The following is a 16545-nucleotide window of genomic DNA, read 5'->3' as shown; positions in this document are numbered from 1 at the left end:
ACCTGGCAGGAACGGAGGCAGATCAAGGGGAACGGGCAGGTACAGGGTGAGGACGGCCACCCGCCACATGGCCTCATCCGCCGTGTACTGGCCGCAAAAAAAAGCCCCGGACGATGCCGGGGCTTCAGGACTGCAGGAGGCGCTGGATCAAAGATCGAATACCAGGTTGCCGCCGGTCTTGCGGGGGATGTACCCGGCGTCGCGCAGCCAGCGTGCCGCGTTGACCTGGTCCATGCGCTTGACCGGGAAGCGGTTGGCGAACATCAGGAAGCGCGCAACGGTGATCGACTCGCCCTTGCCCTTCAGGGCCGCGAGGGTTTCGACGAACCATGGCGCAGGCGGCTGCTGGCTGCCCGGGCGGGCCACGGTGCGCGACTGCCGGGTGCTGCCAGCATCGGCCTGGGCAGTGGCCAGCGTGCACAGCGAGATGAAGATCGCATCCAGGCTCACGTTGTCCTTGCTGCCCTTGGGCTGGGACTTGAACAACTCGATGGCCTTCAGGCGCGTCGACGTGAACTGTTCGACCTCCATGGCGTTTCCTCTTTGCGAAATGGGTTGGGGATGCAGGGTGACGACAGGTGTCGTCGGTGATGGGGGATGACCTTACATCATTTTCGCCGATGATGGGTCGTGGCCTGCAGTGGGTTCAGCGGATGGGCGGGTAGCTGGTCCTGATTCCGGATCAGATCACACCGCGTGAAAGCAGCTGGTCCAGCGATCTGCGGACCAGATCGGCCGGGGTGCCGTCGTTGTCGACTTCGATGTCGACCAGTTCATGCGGCAGCGGCTGCTCGCTGGCATGAGGGTCATTGCTGCAATGGCCCGGGCGGTTGACGCGGATCACGACACCACCGCGGCGCCGGATCGCGCGCGCCTCATTGGCGAATCGGACGTCGGGTACCAGCCCGCCCTCGGGCAGGCGTGCGAACAGCGAGCGTACCCACAGTTCGGGATGGACGCGGTCACGTCCCCATTCGGTACCGGCGGTCTGCATCAGCTGGCGCGGGGTGAGTTCGGCCAGCCAATCGATGGCGTCCTCCTTGCGGCGGTCCAGTTCATGCAGGGAGAGCCCGAGGAGGGAGGCGACGAACTGGCGCAATGGGGCCGCGAAGCTGTCGCGTGGCAGCGCCAACGCCGATGCCAGCCCATTGGCGAGTGTGTCCTTGCCCGAGCGCTTGCTGCCGGCGATGCCGATGTAGAGCGGCACACGTGTGCGCGGCGCCGGGCGCAGGGTGATGCTGCCCAGTGCAGCGCCGGCACGGAACGCGGCCAGTGTGTCGGCAATCATGCGATGACTGCTGTCGAGGGAGGCGGGAATCATGCGGAATCTACTCCTGGAAGAATGCTGCAGGTGCTGGCGGGTCAGGAATCACGACCGGCGAGGCTGCGTGCGCGCAGGATGCGCTGGGTGATGCGCCCCCCCCGGGACGCGGCCGCTATCGGGTCAAAACACAACATGGCAGTGCGCGTACGGCGGCCGGCCGCAAGGTGGTCGCGGATGGTCCGCTCGGACAGCACGGGTACCCGCTGGTGGATCTGCTGCACGGTCAGCTGCTCACCTTCGAAGGCATGCAGTCGGGGACGGGGCATGGCGGAAGCGCTCCTTGAAGGTGGCGGGCCGATACAGGCATCTTGCCTTTGCAGACGGCTCAAGTCAACACCTTTCATCTACTTGCATCATGACCTGGTCGATCTGGCTGGCGTGCGATCCACAGTCGCAATGCCGCCACGGCCAGGCGCTCACGCTCAACCGCGCCGCGTGCGGCCAGGACACCCTCGAGATACTGCTGGCGATGTCTGCGCGGACTGACCGCCGTCCAGCGCCCGTCGTTGCCCATGCGCCGGTAGCCGTCCAGTTGCAGCAGGCGACGTGCTTCGCAGTGCAGGCGCCAGTCGTCGCTGCTGCTGTCAACGTCGCGACCATCATGGATGCGTGGCATCTAGAACGGGCCTGCCGCATGCTCGGCGAGAGTGCGTCTGCGCTCTGGCATCAGCCAGACCTTGGCCCGCTCCTTGCCCACCACGCGGGTGCGTACGCCATGGCGTTTGACCACGTAGGCGGCGGCCTCGTTCACCTCGCGACGGTTGGGCTTGTCGATGCCAACCGCGATGACGATCTCGGTGGCGCGGTAATGCGCGCTCCAGTGTTCGGCAGGGAGCGACCAGTCGAAATGGCGATCGATCAGTTCGGCGATCGGCGAGATGGGTTCGTGTTCGCTGTTGGTGGCATTCAGCGCATCCAGTTCCTCGGCACTCAGGTGCCAGGTCTCGCCGCTGCAGTACAACGCATGGGCCTCTGCCCAGACCTGCTGCATGTCGATCCGCGCCGGTTCGCCCAATGCTACAGCGTGCACGGTCCACCAGCGGGTGTTGCCGGTGGCATCGCGCAGGAAGCGTTCGTCGTTGACACTGGCAAACAGGATGGTGCGCCGTGCATAGCGGGATTCGGTGCGCGCGTAGGGGCGGCGGATCTCGTCATGGCTGCGCGAGATGAATGATTTCAGCGCCGCGATATCGGTACGGCGGAAGGTGGCATCGACCTCGCCCAGTTCGACGATCCACTTGGAGATGACCTGCTTGACGCTGTCCTTGTTGGCCGGATCGAGCACCACCCCGTCAGCGATCAGTTGCAGCTCCGCCGGCGCCAGTTGCCGTGCCCAGCGCGTCTTGCCCAGGTTCTGCTTCGAGACGAACGTCAGTACGCCGCGCGCGACCACGCCATCGGACTCAAAGGCGGCCGCCACGCCGGAGATCAGCCAGCGCCGCATCAGGACCTCCTTCAGCACGCGGCCGTCGGCCATGCGCGTGGGCTGGGCTTCCTGCACGGTGTCGAAGAACGCCTGCAGGCGGGTCTGGCCATCCCACGGCCGCGAGGTGATCCAGCTGGCGACCGGGTTGTAGGGATTGGCTTCGGCCACCTGGCACAGGTTGGTCTCGAAGCTGGCGGTGGCCATGCCGGCGCGGTGCATGCAGTCCATCACTTCGCCTGCCGCGACTTCCTTGGCGTTGTCCACGGTCGTCTGCAGCCCCGGGACCAGGATTTCCAGGTCCTTGCGGATGACGTTGTAGCGCACGGTCACACCGGTACGGCGGCACAGCTCGGCCAGGTTGCGGGCCGTTGGCAACGGCCGCCCGCGCGCACTGGTGTCGGGAAACGGGGTGAAGGCATCGAATGCGGACAGGTTGCCAGGCACCTGGTAACGCGCGCTGGCCGATGAGGGCGCATCGTCCTGCGCCACGTCGTCGCCTGCTGTGGGCGGTGCGGGAGGCAACAGCTGGGTACGCACGGCGTCCAGCCCTTCACGCAGATGCAGGTCGTTGAAGTCGGTAGGACGGTCATCGTCGCCATGCAGCGCGGTGAACTCGGGCCAGGCCACGCGGGCATCGATGTCCGCGGCAGCCTGCGTGGCCAGGGTGACGCCCGGGTTGTCCAGCGGCTGCCGCGTCCATTGATCGTTGTCGGCACACAGCACGAACGATGCGTCCGGCATGGCGCCGCGCCAGGCCCGGGCGACCGCGCCAAGGTTGCCTGCATCCCAGGCCACCACCACGCACCAGCCCGTGGCCTGGTGGATGGATGCGGCGGTGGCATAGCCCTCTGCAATGGCGATCGGTTGGCCAGGGGCCGGCTTGCCGATGACATGGAAGCAGCCCTGCTTGCGGCCACCGGAAAGGAAGTCCTTGTCGCGGCCAAGTGCTGGATCCACGCGGGGAAAGATCGCCTGCAACGAGACGATACGGCCCGTGCTGTTCATCACCGGCACCAGCAGGACATTGTCGATATGGCGGAAGACCAGGCCATCGCTGTTGCGCACCGGCCACGGCGCCGCGCGCAGGCCATGTGCGTGGATGCCCTTGCGTACCAGATAGGGGTGCTGGACGTCGGCGGGAATGGCATGGTTCCACAGCACGTTGGCGGCCTTGGCGGCAGCGTCCTCGCGCTCGCGCTGCTGCCGTTCGCGCTCGCTGCGGGCCGCTTCCTGGCGTTGCCGGATGGCGCGCTGCTCGGCCGCACTCAACGCGGTCGGCGATTTCGCGCACCAGGCATGGCGGGTGCCGGTCCGCCAGCTGCCGAACTCGCCGGCCGGCACATGGTCTCCAAACAACACAGCCCACCCGTTGCGCGTGCCACGACGGTCGCCTTCCACATGGAAGCGAACCAGGGTGCCATCGGCATTGAGCGCGTCGCGGCCGCGCGCGTCCGGCACGATGCCGTGCGCGTGCATGGCCTGCAGGAACGCGGGAACGATGTCCTGCGTGGGATGCGGTGTGTGCATTCGACGGAGCCCCTGGGAACGTGGATCGGTCCACGGCGGCCGATGGCGGCCAACGTGCTGTGCAGTTTCTGGCGTGCGCAGGTCACGCAGCGGCCGACCAATGCAGTGCGGTCAGGATGTGACGGGACGTGGTGGCACGGTCATGGTGTCGGAATGCGGCTTCATTTGCAACACCTTCCGGCACCTTGCATCCCTGGGCGCGATCAGGCCATCCAGTACGCGTTGGATCTGCGATGGCGTTCGCAGATAGCTGTGGTCGCGCCGATGCGTCGCAGTTGGCGAGAACCGGTTTTCGGATGATGCGATCGCCGTCAGCGACGGCCCTTCGTTTCTCTCCACCGCGCCTTCGGGCGCCCGTGCACAAGGAGCCTGCATGTTTGAAATCCACTGCAACCACGAACGCCGATCCGCCGCGGAATCCGCGTCGTTGACGGTCGTTGCGACGTTCTCAATCGGTGCGACCACCCCTCGATAAAATACAACCCGCATGACGGACACCATCGACGAAGCGCAGGAAATGGAAGCGCGCCACCTGCAACGCGCCCTGGCCCAGCACGCAACGCGGGCCAGCAACGTTGCCCCTCTCACTCCCATGGGGGAATGCCACAACCCGGACTGCAGCGAAGACTTCGACAACGATCCGGCACGGCTGTTCTGTGGGCCTGCCTGTGCCGAGCGTTTCGAAGCCATCCATCAACACCGCAACGCATAGGAACAGGGGACATGTCTCTGAACAGCAACGACGCTGGCTTCACCGAACGCATCGCCGGTTTATCGGCCGAGCTCGCCGTGCTGGTGAGCCTGGTGGAGAACCACATCCATCTGCAGCTGGCTGATCTGGCCGACTCGGGTGATGTGGATGCACAGGAGCGATTCGCGGTAGCCGATCCGGAGCGCTGGTTGGAGAACGCCCGCAACAGCCTGCAGGCGGGTGTCATGTTCCTGGAGCGCGCGGTGCAGCAGCCGGCGCGGTTCTAGTCATCCGGTGCGGGGACGGAAGGGGCCGGCCAGGCTGCCTTCCGTCCCCCCGGGCAGTGGACGATCCCCTGCGCTGGAGGCTGCGTCATAACGTCGCACCGGCGGCAGGGCAACCCTGAATGTGGTCCAAGGTTGGTCGCAGGCCCGTAGAATGGCCGGGTGCGTCGTTCTGTCCTCCACCGCCGGTTCCAGGCCCTGGCATGGCTGGCCATGCTGCTGGTGCTGCTTGCCCCGCTGGTGAGCCGCTGGCTGGCGCATGGTCACGTTGCAGCGGCTGTGCCGATGGCGGCGATGGATCATTCCCAGCATGCGCAGCATGCGATGGAGGGCCATCACGGGCACCACGCGATGGCGATGCAGCAGGGCGAGGTCGCGAAGAAGCCGCCCGCCGATCCACACGCCGAGCATGAGATGGGCGTGGACTGCGACTACTGCCTGATCGCCGCACGGCTGATCACCCTGCTGGTGGCGGCATTGCTGCTGTTGGCACCGATGGTATCGATATGCCATGCGTTGCGGGGTGCAGTGCAGGCGTTGCCGCAGCGGGTCAGCGGCACATTGGGAGCGCGCGGGCCACCGGCCTTCATGGCTGCCTGAGCCACACGCGCAGTGCATTGATCGCCTTCCATGAGGTTGCCGGCCACGGCCGGCGCCCGCACGCGCGTGTCTGTCCCTTTCTGATTGCTGCCCCGCCACTGCGGGGTGGCCTTGCATGCCGTGAACAAATGAAAACGAACCCCAACTCCGCGCGCCTGCGCCGGGCGACGCTGCCTGTGACGTGCGCGTTGCTCCTGCACAGCGCCTCCGTACTTGCCGCCGATGCGGCACCACCGACCACACTGGATACCGTGCGCGTGGTTGATACCCGCAGCGGCGAGCTGTCATCCACCGCCAGCGCAGGCTCTGCGTTGGGCCTGAGCGTGCTGCAGATACCGGCCAGCCTGACGGTGATTTCGCGCGCGCAGCTGGAACAGCGCGGCGACACCAACCTCAACGATGCGATCAGCCGCGCCGGTGCGATCAGTGCGATGCCGCACCCGGGCAATGGCCTGGGTGCGCTGTCCAGCCGTGGCTTCACCGACGGCGCTTCAGTGATGCGCCTGTACGATGGGCTGCGCCAGTACGGCGGCGTGGGCATCACGTTCCCGTTCGATACCTGGTCCATCGAGCGCATCGAAGTGCTGCGGGGTCCGGCCTCGGTCATCCATGGCGATGGTGCCATCGGCGGGGTCATCAACATCGTGCCGAAGAAGCCGACGCGCGGTGCCATCGAGAACGAGATCAGCGTGACCGTGGGCAGCGAGGACACCGCACGCCTGGGCTTCGGCAGTGGCGGCGCGCTGACGCCAGAGCTGGCCTACCGCGTGGACGTGAGCGGCAACTACAGCGGTGGCTGGGTTGATCGCGGGCGAAGCAGTGATGCCACCTTCTCCGGCGCACTGCTGTGGCAGCCACGCACGGACCTGAAGCTGACCCTGACCCATGCGCAGGGCCACCAGAAGCCGATGCGCTACTTCGGTACGCCCCTGGTGGATGGCCGACAGTTGGACGCACTGCGCCACCGCAACTACAACGTGGAAGACAGTGACATCCGCTTTCGTGACCGCTGGACGCAACTCGATGCGCTGTGGACACCGAATGCGAACGTGGAATGGCGAACGCGCGTCTACCAGATCGACAGCCAGCGCGACTGGCGCAATGCCGAGGCCTATGTCTACAACCCGCGAACCGGGTTGATCGATCGTTCGGGCAATACCCAGATCACCCACAACCAGGACCAGACCGGCCTGACCTCGACGCTGCGCGTGCAGGGCAGTGTGGGGGGGCTGCAGAACAATTTTGCCGTAGGCCTGGACGCCAACCGTGCGCACTTCAAGCACACCAACAACACCTACGCCGGCAGCTCCGGCCCGGTCGATCCGTTCCATCCGGTGCCGGGGCAGTTCGCCAGCGATGCGCCGAACCTGCCGCGCTATCGCAATGGTGCCGAGCAGTACGCGCTGTTCGTGGAAGACCACCTGACGTTGAGCGAGCGTTGGTCGGTGCTGGGTGGGCTGCGCCATGACCGCGCACGCATCGAACGCACCGATCTGATCAGCGGCCAGAGCGCATTCTCGAAGACCTACAGCAGCACCGGCTGGCGCGCAGGCACGGTGTTCGCGCTGCGCCCGACGTTGAGCCTCTACGCGCAGTACTCGCAGGCGGCGGACCCGGTCAGCGGCCTGCTGATGATCAGCCCGGCCAACGGTGCTTTCGACCTCGCCAAGGGACGGCAGGTCGAGGTGGGCCTGAAGCAGGCGTTTGACGGTGGCGAGTGGACCCTGGCGGCCTATCGCATCCGCAAGACCGGCTTGCTCAGCCGCGACCCGCTGGTGCCGGATCGCCGGGTACAGGTGGGCGCGCAGACCTCGCGCGGCATCGAGGCATCGTTGAACTGGGCCTTCGCGCCGCGGTGGTCGCTCGATGCCAATGCCACGATGCTGAAGGCCGGGTTCGAGGACTTCCTGGAAACCACCGGTTCGCCGGCAGTACTGGTCCCGCGCGATGGCAATGTGCCGCCGAACGTGGCTGAGCGCCTGGCCAATGTGTGGGTGAGCTGGCAGTTCCTGCCCGACTGGAGCGCGGCCGCAGGCGTGCGTTACGTCGGCAAGCGCTACGCCGACAATGCCAACACCCTGGAACTGCCCGGCTACAGCACCACCGACCTGGCGCTGACCTGGCAGGCGTCACCGCGCACGCGGTTGTCGGCGCGCCTGTTCAATGTGTTCGACAAGGCGTACTACGCCACGGCGTACTACACCAGTACCCAATGGCTGCTGGGACCGGATCGGCGCGTCGAGTTCACCGTCGACCATCGGTTCTGAGGGCACTGGCCATGTCGTTGCGTTCCACTGCCAAGCGCTGGACCTATCTGGTGCACCGCTGGCTGGGCATCGGCGGATGCCTGTTGATGCTGCTGTGGTTCGTCAGCGGCATGGTGATGCTGTTCATCGGCTACCCGAAGTTGACGCCCGGCGAGCGGCTGGCAGCGTTGCCGGTGCTGGGTGACGCAGGGGATTGGCGAGGACTGTCGGCGCTGCCGGATGCTGTACAGGCCGAACCGGAAGCCGTGGCCCTGACCACGGTGGGCGGTGAAGCGGCGTATGTAGTGCGCAGCGGCAGCAACGTCGGTGCGTGGTCGGTACGGACCGGCCAGGCGCTGCTGCCGGTTTCCGCCCAGCGCGCCGAAGCGTCGGCCGCGCAGTTCGCCGGTGGGCAGGCCTTCGTTGGGGCGATGCGCGTGGATGAGGACCGCTGGACCCATTCGCGCGCGCTGGATGCGCATCGGCCACTGTACCGGGTCGAGGTGGGCGGCGCGCAGCCGGGGGATGTGTATGTGTCCTCGCACACCGGCGAAGTGGTGCTGGACGCGCCGCGCGTGCAGCAGCGCTGGAATTACGTGGGTGCGTGGCTGCACTGGCTGTACTTCCTGCGCATGCAGTCGGTCGATCCGGTGTGGACGTGGGTGGTGATCGTGCTTTCAGCGTTGTGCACGGTGGCGGCAATCAGCGGCATCGTGGTGGGTGTGTGGCGCTGGCGCTTCCGTGGGCACTACCGCACTGGCGCGAAGACGCCGTATGTCGAGCCGTGGATGCGTTGGCACCACCTGATCGGGCTGGTGGCAGCGGCATTCGTGTTCACCTGGATCTTCAGCGGACTGATGTCGATGAACCCTTTGGGCGTCTTCAGCAGCACGCGCGAGGCGATCGACAGTGAACGCTATCGTGGCGGCGCGGCAGCCGTGGATGGAATGCTGGGTGAGCCTGCAGCACTGCTGGCGGCGGCGGGTGCCCGGAACTTCAGGCCAGTGGAGGTCCAGTGGCGGCGCATCGGCGGCGAACTGTTCGCAGTGTTGCTGGATGGGCGGGGTGATACCCGCATCGTGTCCAGCGCAGATGGAGAACTGCAGGTCTTGCGGCAACTGCCTGTGGACTGGCTGCGGCAGAGGGCGCGCGCCATGTCCGATGCGCCGATGCAGGCGTTCGCGGTACAGCATGCAGCAGATGCGTACTTCTACCCACGTGCACCGGAAGCCATGAATGGTGCAGCCGTACGCCGCTTCCCGGTGGCGGTGGCGGACTTCGGTGATGCCGAGGCGACGCGCGTCTATCTCGACCTGGCCACCGGCGATCCGCTGCTGACGATGGGACATCGCGAGCGTGTCGGGCGCTGGCTGTTCTACTTCCTGCACAGCTGGGACCTGCCGGCGATGCTGCGCTTCGACAGCACCCGGTTGGCGGTTCTGCTGCTGTTGAGCATTGCGGGTACGGCGTTGTGCGCGACGGCCGTGGTGATTGGCTACCGCCGGTTGCGGATGAAGTTGCGGCCAGGGCGGCGCTGATGTCGCAAACTACATCCGCAGCCAACGGGTAGACACCGCCACCAGCAGCAAGGCCATGGCCACGCCGATGAACGCAGCGATCAGACCGAAGTGGTTGGCGGCGAAACCGATCAGTGCCGGGCCGGCGAGGATGCCGGCAAAGCCCAGCGTGGAAACGGCGGTGATCGCCAGCGCACCGGGCATGCGGTTCTGATGGCCGGCCAGCGAGAACAGCGCCGGCGCGATGTTGGCGCAGCCGAGGCCGACCAGCACGTATCCGGCCAACGATATCTGCCACGGCGTGACCAGGGTCAGCACCAGCACGCCGCTGGCAGCGAGCAGTGCACCGAACACGATCGCGCGTTGGCGTCCCACGCGCGAGACCAGTGCATCGCCGAACAGACGGGCGACGGTCATGGTCAGGGTGAAGGTCACATAGCCGATGCCCGCCAGGCTGGCATCGACGCGGCGTACATCACTGAGGAACACCGCGCTCCAGTCCAGCATCGCGCCTTCACCCAGGAAGGCGACGAAGGCCAGTACGCCAATGAACAGCACGATGCCATGGGGCATGGCCAGCATCGGGGTGTCATGGGGCATGCGTTCGCTGTGCCAGTACCCCGCTGACAGCAGCATCACCAGCAGCATGGCGCCGACGCCGATCAGTACCGACGCCAGCGGTGGCAGCTGCGCTGACATCAGCACGGTCATGGTGGCCGCGCCGAGGAAGCCGCCGATGCTGAAGAAAGCGTGGAAGCCGGACATCATCACGCGACGCGCCTCCCGCTCGACGATCACCGCCTGTACGTTCATCGTGCAGTCCATCGCACCCACGGCGGCACCAAACACGAACAGCACCAGGCCTAGCGCCCACGCCGAACTGGCTAATGCCAGGCCGGGCACGGTCAGGCAGATCAGCAGGCTGCTGGCTACCATCACCCGGCGGCAGCCCAGGCGCGCGGCCAGCACGCCGGACAACGGCATTGCCAGCAGCGAACCCGCTCCGAGGCAGAGCAGCACCAGGCCCAATGTGGCGTCGTTGATGTCGGTGCGTGCCTTGGCGAACGGCACCAGCGTGGCCCACAGCGCGGTGGCGAAGCCGGGAATGAAGAATGCAGCGCGGGTCGCGTGCTGTTCGGTACGCGCGCGGTTGGCGAGGGGCATTGGAGATGCGCTCAGGGCGGAGTGGGGTGTACCGCGATGCCGGCGGCGTGGAAACGCGCGGCCAGCGCGGGCGGTGCCGATGTGGTGAGCACCAGATCGTCGATCTCATCCAGGCTGGCGATCTGCCAGTGGCCGCGGGCACCGAGCTTTTCCGTGGTGGCGGCAACGATGATGCGGCTGCTGCAGGCCACCATCGCGCGTTTGAGCGTGGCTTCCTCGGCATCCATCGCCCACACGCCGGTGTCGCCGTCCACCGCGCACGGGCCGGGCAGGTACACGTCGGCACGCAGGCGCTGGACCTGGGCCAGTGCTTCGGCGCCGACCGCGCCACCGCCGCTGGCCAGGCGGCCGCCGATCAGCTGCACGGAGGTGCCTTCATGCAGGCTGGCGGCGGTGGCGATCTGCGGGGCATTGGTGATCACCGTCAGCCCGAGGGCGGCGGGCAGCTGCTGGGCAATGGCCAGGTTGGTCGAGCCCGCATCAAGCAGCACCACCTGGCCGGGCTGCAGCAGGGCGCAGACGCGGGCGGCCAGCTCGGCCTTGTCGCCGCGGTCGCGGGTCAGGCGCTCGCGCAGCGGGCGTTCCTTCGGCGGCGGCAGCACGGCGCCGCCATAGACACGCTGGCACAGGCCCTGGGCGGCAAGTTCGCGCAGGTCGCGGCGGATCGAATCTTCGGAGACGGTATAGCGGCGCGCCAGTTCGGCGGCCACCACGCGGCCCTGCTGGCGCAGTTCTTCGAGGATCTGCCGGGTGCGCTGGGCGGGGAGGGGGCTGGGATCGGAGCTCATGCTGCAAGTCTGCACATTCGTGCATTAACGTGCAACACCGTGCATCTGGTGCGAAGGGGCACAAGGTGGCGACGGGCTTGCCGGCGATCTGGGGCTGCGGGCCTTTGGATCGCCTGCGAAGCCCGGCATCATGGCGGGGCCCCTGGCATGGAATCCCCGATGTCCCCCACCGTTCACCGCAGGCTGCGCATCGGCGCGGACCAGTACACCGGCCAGAAGGTGGTCGATCAGCAGTTCCACGAATGCGATTTTTCCGGCGCCGACCTGACCGGTACCGAGTTCATCAACTGCAGCTTCTATGACGCCGACAGCCGTGCAGGCTGCCGCTTCAATGGCGCTACGCTGAAGGAAGCCAGCTTCCGCAGCTGCGACATCAGCATGTGCCACTTCAGCTTCATCAAGGCACTGGGCCTGGAGATCAGCGAGTGCCGCGCGCAGGGCGCGGATTTCAGCAACGCCAGCTTCATGAACCAGATCACCACGCGCAGCTGGTTCTGCAGTGCCTTCATCAAGAAGTCGAACCTGCGCTACGCGAACTTCTCGCGGGTGACGCTGGAGAAGTGCGAGCTGTGGGAAAACCGTTGGGACGGTGCGAATGTGAGTGGTGCCAGCTTCGCCGGCTCGGACCTGTCCGGTGGCCAGTTCGAGGGCATCGACTGGAACAGCGCCAACTTCACCGACTGCGATCTGACCAACTCGGAGCTGGGCGAGCTGGACCTGCGCAGCACCAACCTGCGCGGCGCCACGCTGGATGTGCAGCAGGTGGCGCTGTTGATGCAGCGCATCGGCATCACGGTGGTGCCGTAGGTATCACCCGGCGTAGGCGACCCAGCCCTTGAAGCTGAAGCCTGCGTAGAACAGCTCTACGCCGTCGAAACCTGCGTCCCGCAGCAGTGCGACCTCCTGCTCGGGGGCCAGCAGCGGCAGCCGTTCGGCAATCGCCTCGATCGCCCGCTGCGCGTCGGCGCGGGCCACGCCGGAGGCTTCGGCAAACGCGGCATAGCGTTGCAGCCATCGCAGCTTGCCGGCCGGGTCCTGCGGCACGCTGTGGTGGGCCACCACCAGCGGCGCACCCGGATGCAGGCGCCTGTGCAGCTCGCGCAGTGTGTGCAGGCGCTGCGCGGTATCAAGGAAGTGCAGGGTCAACAGGCAGCTGGCACCGTCGAAGCGCAGGTCCGGAGCGTCGTCGATGTAGCCTTCCAGCAGCTCCACGCGCGGCATCAGCGGGCCTAGTGTCTGCTCGGCCAGGGCGAGCATCGGCGCGGCCGGATCTACCCCCAGCAGCTGCCAGGCCGGTTGCGCTTCGGCAAAGGCCTTCAGTTCCAGCCCGCCGCCGGCACCCAGCACCAGCACGCGGCCCTGTGCGGGAACCCGTTCGGCCAGCAGCAGGCGGCTCATCTGCTGCAGGGCGGCAAAGCCCGGCACCTGGCGCAGTGGACCTTCGGCGTAGCGGGCCACCGCCTGCGGATCGGAGAACGAAGACATGCGCGGATTCCTGTTGCGGGGGACATAGCACTGTAGCGCGGCGTGCAAGGGGCATTGCGTGCCGCTGCCGCATCGTCGCGGCCAGTCGCCGGGCGTGCGCATGGTGGTGGATGCGCTGGTCGCGCATTACCAGCTCAACGCAGCGCGCGTGCCAGCACCTGCCAGATCCGTGGGTCCTGGCATTGCGAGACGTTGAAGCGCACATAGTCGGCCGCGCGCTGCGATTGGCTGAAGGCGTTGCCCGGGGCCAGCACGATGCCTTCGCGCAGGCAATGCCGTGCCAGCGCAGCGGCGTCGCGGCCATCGGGTAGCTGGCACCAGAGGAACAGGCCGGCTTCCGGTTGCAGCCACGGGGTGATGCCCAGCGAGTACAGTTTCCGCAGTGTGTGCCGGCGCGCATCGGCCAGGCGCGAGCGCACCGATTGCATGTGGCGGCGATAGCCACTGTCGGTCAGCGCGATGTGCATCAACTGCATCGCCAGATGGCCGCCGCCGAAGCTGGTGGCCAGCTTCAGGTCGGTCAGCGCTTCGATCCAGTCGTGGCGTGCAGCGATATAGCCACAGCGCGAAGCGGCCGACAGGGTCTTGGAGAAACTGCCGACGTGGATCACCCGCGACAGCCCATCCAGCGCAGCAAGGCGCGGTGCCGGCTGCAGTTCGAAGTCGGCGAAGATGTCGTCCTCGACGATGATCGTTTCGCTGCGTTCGGCCAGCCCCAGCAGCCGATGCGCGGTGCTGGCCGAGAGCACCGCGCCGGTCGGGTTGTGGAGGCCCGAGTTGGTGATGTAAAGCCGCGGCGAATGTGCCTGCAACGCCCGCGCGAATGCTTCAAGATCCGGGCCGGTGTGCGTGTAGGGCACACCCACCGCCTGCACCTGGTGCGCCTTCAGCAGGGCGTGGTAGTTGAAATAGCTCGGGTCGTCGACCAGCACGCAGTCGCCGGGCTTGAGCAGGAAACGGCAGATCAGGTCGACCGCATGCGTGCCGGATTCGGTCAGCAGGATCTGCTCCATCGGGGCATCAATGCCCAGCACAGCGGCGCGTCGCTGCAGCAGCTGGCGCAGCGGTAGAAGGCCGAGCGGGCCGGCGTAATCGACCAGGTGGGGAGCATCGCCGCGCGCCAGCCGACGCAGGCCTCGCCGCATGCCGTCGTGGTACAGCCAGTCGCTGGGCATCCAGCCGCAGCCCGGCTTGAGGTGCGCGGGCGGTGTTTCCAGCGATTGCCGCGACACCCACAGCGGGTCCACCGCGCGGTCCAGGCGTGGTTCCATCTCGGCCAGGGCAAGCGGTGCGGCCGGTCCACTGACATAGAAGCCGGAACCGGCACGCGCGCTGATCAACCCTTCAGCGGCAAGGCGCTCGTAGGCCTCGACCACGGTGGAGACCGACACGCCCATCGCCGCCGCCTGCGCGCGTACCGAGGGCAGGCGCGAGCCGGCGCCATCCACCCGCGTGCCGATGCGGGTGCGGACGGCCTGGATGACCGATTCGATGCGGGTAAGCGGGCGCGTCATGGTGAAAGTGTGCTGGAAGTGTAGGCAGTACAGTTATTTGAAACTGTACTGGATTGTAGCTGGGGAGCTCGGGCCGCGGGTGCTTCCATGGAGATTCCGCCGGGCACCGCCCGGCACCCCGGGAGTACAGGCGTGGAACGGTCGGCGAGTGGTTGGATCAATGGCTTCATCGGTGTGGTGATCTTTGCGGGCTCGTTGCCGGCCACCCGCCTGGCGGTGCTGCAGCTGGACGCCGGGTTCGTCACCGCCGCACGCGCCACCATCGCCGCCATACTCGGCCTCGGCCTGTTGCTGCTGTTGCGCCAACCCTTTCCGCGACGCAGCGACCTGCCCGGGTTGGCGGTGGTCAGCCTTGGCGTGGTGGTCGGCTTCCCGCTGCTGACCGCGCTTGCCCTGCGCCACGCCTCATCAGCGCACACCATCGTGTTCCTCGGCCTGTTGCCGCTGAGTACTGCGGTGTTCGGCGTACTGCGCGGTGGCGATCGGCCGCGCCCGGCGTTCTGGCTGTTCTCGCTGCTGGGCAGTGCCTGCGTGGTCGGCTATGCCGCGCGCAACGGCATTGAGGCCTCGTTGCAGGCCGACCTGCTGATGCTGGCGGCGATCGTGGTGTGTGGACTGGGCTACGCGGAAGGCGGTCGGCTCGCCCGCCATCTCGGCGGCTGGCAAGTGATCAGCTGGGCGCTGCTGCTGGCACTGCCGGTGATGCTGCCGCTGACGGTGCTGACGCGCCCGCCCTCGTTCGTTGAGGTGGGGGCATCCGCGTGGTGGGCGCTGGGCTACGTGGCGGTGTTCAGCATGCTGCTCGGGTTCCTGTTCTGGTATCGCGGGCTGGCCCAGGGCGGTATCGCCGCGGTCGGCCAGCTGCAGCTGCTGCAACCGTTCTTCGGCCTGGCGCTGGCTGCGCTGTTGCTGCATGAAGCGGTCAGCGTCAGCATGGTGCTGGTGACCGTGGTCGCGGTGATCTGCGTCGCCGGCGCGCGCCGTTTCAGCCGCTGAACACAAACGGGGACGGAGCGTCGCGGAAAAGGTGTGCGGCAGCATAATCGATGAACACCCGCAGGCGCGCACTGGGATGGCGTCCACCGGGCCATAGCAGCGAGAACTGCCCCTTGTGCGTGGGCAGCGCGGGCAGCACCTGTTGCAGGTGGCCGTCGGCTAATGCGTCGGCGGCAAGGAAGTCAGGCATCCAGGCCAGGCCCATGCAACCGATGGCGGCGGCCAGCACGGCTTCCATGTTGTTGCAGGTCATCGCCGTCGTAAGGCGTGCGCCCGCATCGCCTTCCACCCCCGGCAGCTGCCAGGGATGCAGCTTCCCGGTAGTCGGGTAGCGGAAGCGCAGAGCCGCATGCATGCGCAGATCGCTCACGTCGCCGGGAGTGCCGTGCGCCTGCAGATAGCCCGGCGCCGCACAGAGGATGAAACGGAAGCCGCCCAGCCGCCGTGCGGTCAGGCTGGAGTCGGCCAGTTCACCGCTGCGTATCACTGCATCCAAGCCTTCGCTGACCACATCGACGATCCGGTCGTTGAAGTCCAGTTCCAGCTGCACCTGCGGATAACGTTGCTGGAAGCCGGGCAGCACCGGCAGCAGGAAGCGGTAGCCGATGGTGGGCAGGCCGATGCGCAGCAGTCCGCTGGGGGCATGCTGGCGCTGTGCCAGGTCCGCCTGTGCTTCGGAAAGCTCGTCCAGTGCACGCCGGCAGCGCTGCAGCAGCAGTTCGCCTTCGTCGGTGAGGTGCACGCGGCGGGTGGTGCGTTGGAACAGGCGGGTGCCGAGTTCCTGTTCAAGGCGGGCGATGCGCTTGCCGACCGCCGACGCGGAGAGGCCGAGCACGCGGGCGGCGCCGACGATGCTGCCAGCCTCGGCGGTACGAACGAAGGCAAGCAGGGCGGAGATGGAGTCCATGCAGTCATGATTGCGGAACATTAAGCCGCAATCAACGTCCATCGAGCCTGTTTTTCGGGAATAGCGGCCTGTCCAT

At 66.9% G+C, this 16545-nt stretch carries 18 protein-coding genes; 7 read left to right on the top strand and 11 right to left on the bottom strand.

Going from position 1 to position 16545, the window contains the following annotated elements:
• Positions 1-147: 147 nt before the first annotated feature.
• From V3B41_RS07040 to V3B41_RS07015, 6 genes are all read right to left on the bottom strand, one after another.
• Positions 148-531 (bottom strand): hypothetical protein, encoded by a 384-nt coding sequence (locus tag V3B41_RS07040; RefSeq protein ID WP_049430156.1) that lies wholly within the window; start codon positions 529-531, stop codon positions 148-150.
• A gap of 151 nt (positions 532-682) precedes the next feature.
• Positions 683-1321 carry a hypothetical protein gene (locus V3B41_RS07035; RefSeq protein WP_295546536.1) on the bottom strand — a complete coding sequence of 213 codons (639 nt, stop codon included), beginning with the start codon at positions 1319-1321 and terminating at the stop codon, positions 683-685.
• 41 nt (positions 1322-1362) lie between these two features.
• Entirely contained in the window at positions 1363-1590 is a 228-nt protein-coding gene (locus V3B41_RS07030) for a hypothetical protein (RefSeq protein WP_049430153.1), read from the bottom strand.
• 74 nt (positions 1591-1664) lie between these two features.
• Complete coding sequence (locus tag V3B41_RS07025; RefSeq protein ID WP_295546539.1) at positions 1665-1940, bottom strand: hypothetical protein; 276 nt, start codon at positions 1938-1940, stop codon at positions 1665-1667.
• A complete protein-coding gene (locus V3B41_RS07020; protein WP_295546541.1) occupies positions 1941-4277 on the bottom strand; it encodes a VapE domain-containing protein in 2337 nt (778 codons plus the stop codon).
• A 111-nt stretch (positions 4278-4388) separates the two neighbouring features.
• Positions 4389-4766: a hypothetical protein gene (locus V3B41_RS07015; RefSeq protein WP_295546543.1), complete on the bottom strand. Its 378-nt coding sequence runs from the start codon at positions 4764-4766 to the stop codon at positions 4389-4391.
• On the opposite strand from V3B41_RS07015, the gene V3B41_RS07010 reads away from it, so the two are divergent.
• From V3B41_RS07010 to V3B41_RS06990, 5 genes are all read left to right on the top strand, one after another.
• Complete coding sequence (locus V3B41_RS07010; RefSeq protein ID WP_005408344.1) at positions 4765-4989, top strand: hypothetical protein; 225 nt, start codon at positions 4765-4767, stop codon at positions 4987-4989. The genes V3B41_RS07015 and V3B41_RS07010 overlap by 2 nt on opposite strands.
• A gap of 11 nt (positions 4990-5000) precedes the next feature.
• Complete coding sequence (locus tag V3B41_RS07005) at positions 5001-5255, top strand: hypothetical protein (RefSeq protein WP_005408345.1); 255 nt, start codon at positions 5001-5003, stop codon at positions 5253-5255.
• 210 nt (positions 5256-5465) lie between these two features.
• A complete protein-coding gene (locus V3B41_RS07000) occupies positions 5466-5852 on the top strand; it encodes a DUF2946 family protein (RefSeq protein ID WP_241880452.1) in 387 nt (128 codons plus the stop codon).
• A 128-nt stretch (positions 5853-5980) separates the two neighbouring features.
• Entirely contained in the window at positions 5981-8119 is a 2139-nt protein-coding gene (locus tag V3B41_RS06995; RefSeq protein ID WP_295546549.1) for a TonB-dependent receptor, read from the top strand.
• A gap of 11 nt (positions 8120-8130) precedes the next feature.
• Positions 8131-9636 (top strand): PepSY-associated TM helix domain-containing protein, encoded by a 1506-nt coding sequence (locus V3B41_RS06990; RefSeq protein ID WP_295546552.1) that lies wholly within the window; start codon positions 8131-8133, stop codon positions 9634-9636.
• A gap of 9 nt (positions 9637-9645) precedes the next feature.
• Here the strand turns inward: V3B41_RS06990 and V3B41_RS06985 are convergent, their stop codons facing one another.
• Together V3B41_RS06985 and V3B41_RS06980 are read right to left on the bottom strand one after the other, a co-directional pair.
• Positions 9646-10779, bottom strand: coding sequence for an MFS transporter (locus tag V3B41_RS06985; RefSeq protein ID WP_295546554.1), 1134 nt, complete (start codon positions 10777-10779; stop codon positions 9646-9648).
• Positions 10780-10790: 11 nt separating this feature from the next.
• On the bottom strand, positions 10791-11567 hold the full coding sequence (locus V3B41_RS06980; protein ID WP_197632565.1) for a DeoR/GlpR family DNA-binding transcription regulator: 777 nt from the start codon (positions 11565-11567) through the stop codon (positions 10791-10793).
• A 159-nt stretch (positions 11568-11726) separates the two neighbouring features.
• Between V3B41_RS06980 and smqnr the strand changes: the two genes are divergently transcribed.
• Positions 11727-12374 (top strand): SmQnr family pentapeptide repeat protein, encoded by a 648-nt coding sequence (gene smqnr, locus V3B41_RS06975; RefSeq protein ID WP_197632566.1) that lies wholly within the window; start codon positions 11727-11729, stop codon positions 12372-12374.
• A gap of 3 nt (positions 12375-12377) precedes the next feature.
• On the opposite strand, the gene V3B41_RS06970 is transcribed toward smqnr, so the two are convergent.
• Both V3B41_RS06970 and V3B41_RS06965 read right to left on the bottom strand, forming a co-directional pair.
• On the bottom strand, positions 12378-13052 hold the full coding sequence (locus V3B41_RS06970; protein ID WP_197619834.1) for a methyltransferase domain-containing protein: 675 nt from the start codon (positions 13050-13052) through the stop codon (positions 12378-12380).
• A gap of 134 nt (positions 13053-13186) precedes the next feature.
• Positions 13187-14566 (bottom strand): PLP-dependent aminotransferase family protein, encoded by a 1380-nt coding sequence (locus tag V3B41_RS06965; protein ID WP_295546559.1) that lies wholly within the window; start codon positions 14564-14566, stop codon positions 13187-13189.
• A 132-nt stretch (positions 14567-14698) separates the two neighbouring features.
• Between V3B41_RS06965 and V3B41_RS06960 the strand changes: the two genes are divergently transcribed.
• Positions 14699-15562 (top strand): DMT family transporter, encoded by an 864-nt coding sequence (locus tag V3B41_RS06960; protein ID WP_049430142.1) that lies wholly within the window; start codon positions 14699-14701, stop codon positions 15560-15562.
• Here V3B41_RS06960 and V3B41_RS06955 read toward each other — a convergent pair.
• Positions 15552-16469 (bottom strand): LysR substrate-binding domain-containing protein, encoded by a 918-nt coding sequence (locus tag V3B41_RS06955; protein WP_329860567.1) that lies wholly within the window; start codon positions 16467-16469, stop codon positions 15552-15554. The genes V3B41_RS06960 and V3B41_RS06955 overlap by 11 nt on opposite strands.
• Positions 16470-16545 lie beyond the last annotated feature (76 nt).

It is taken from the genome of Stenotrophomonas sp. SMYL89, assembly GCF_036319985.1.
GTDB lineage: Bacteria > Pseudomonadota > Gammaproteobacteria > Xanthomonadales > Xanthomonadaceae > Stenotrophomonas > Stenotrophomonas maltophilia_Q.
Note: the sequence above shows the minus strand (reverse complement) of the source record. Positions and strands in the feature narration are given on the sequence as shown.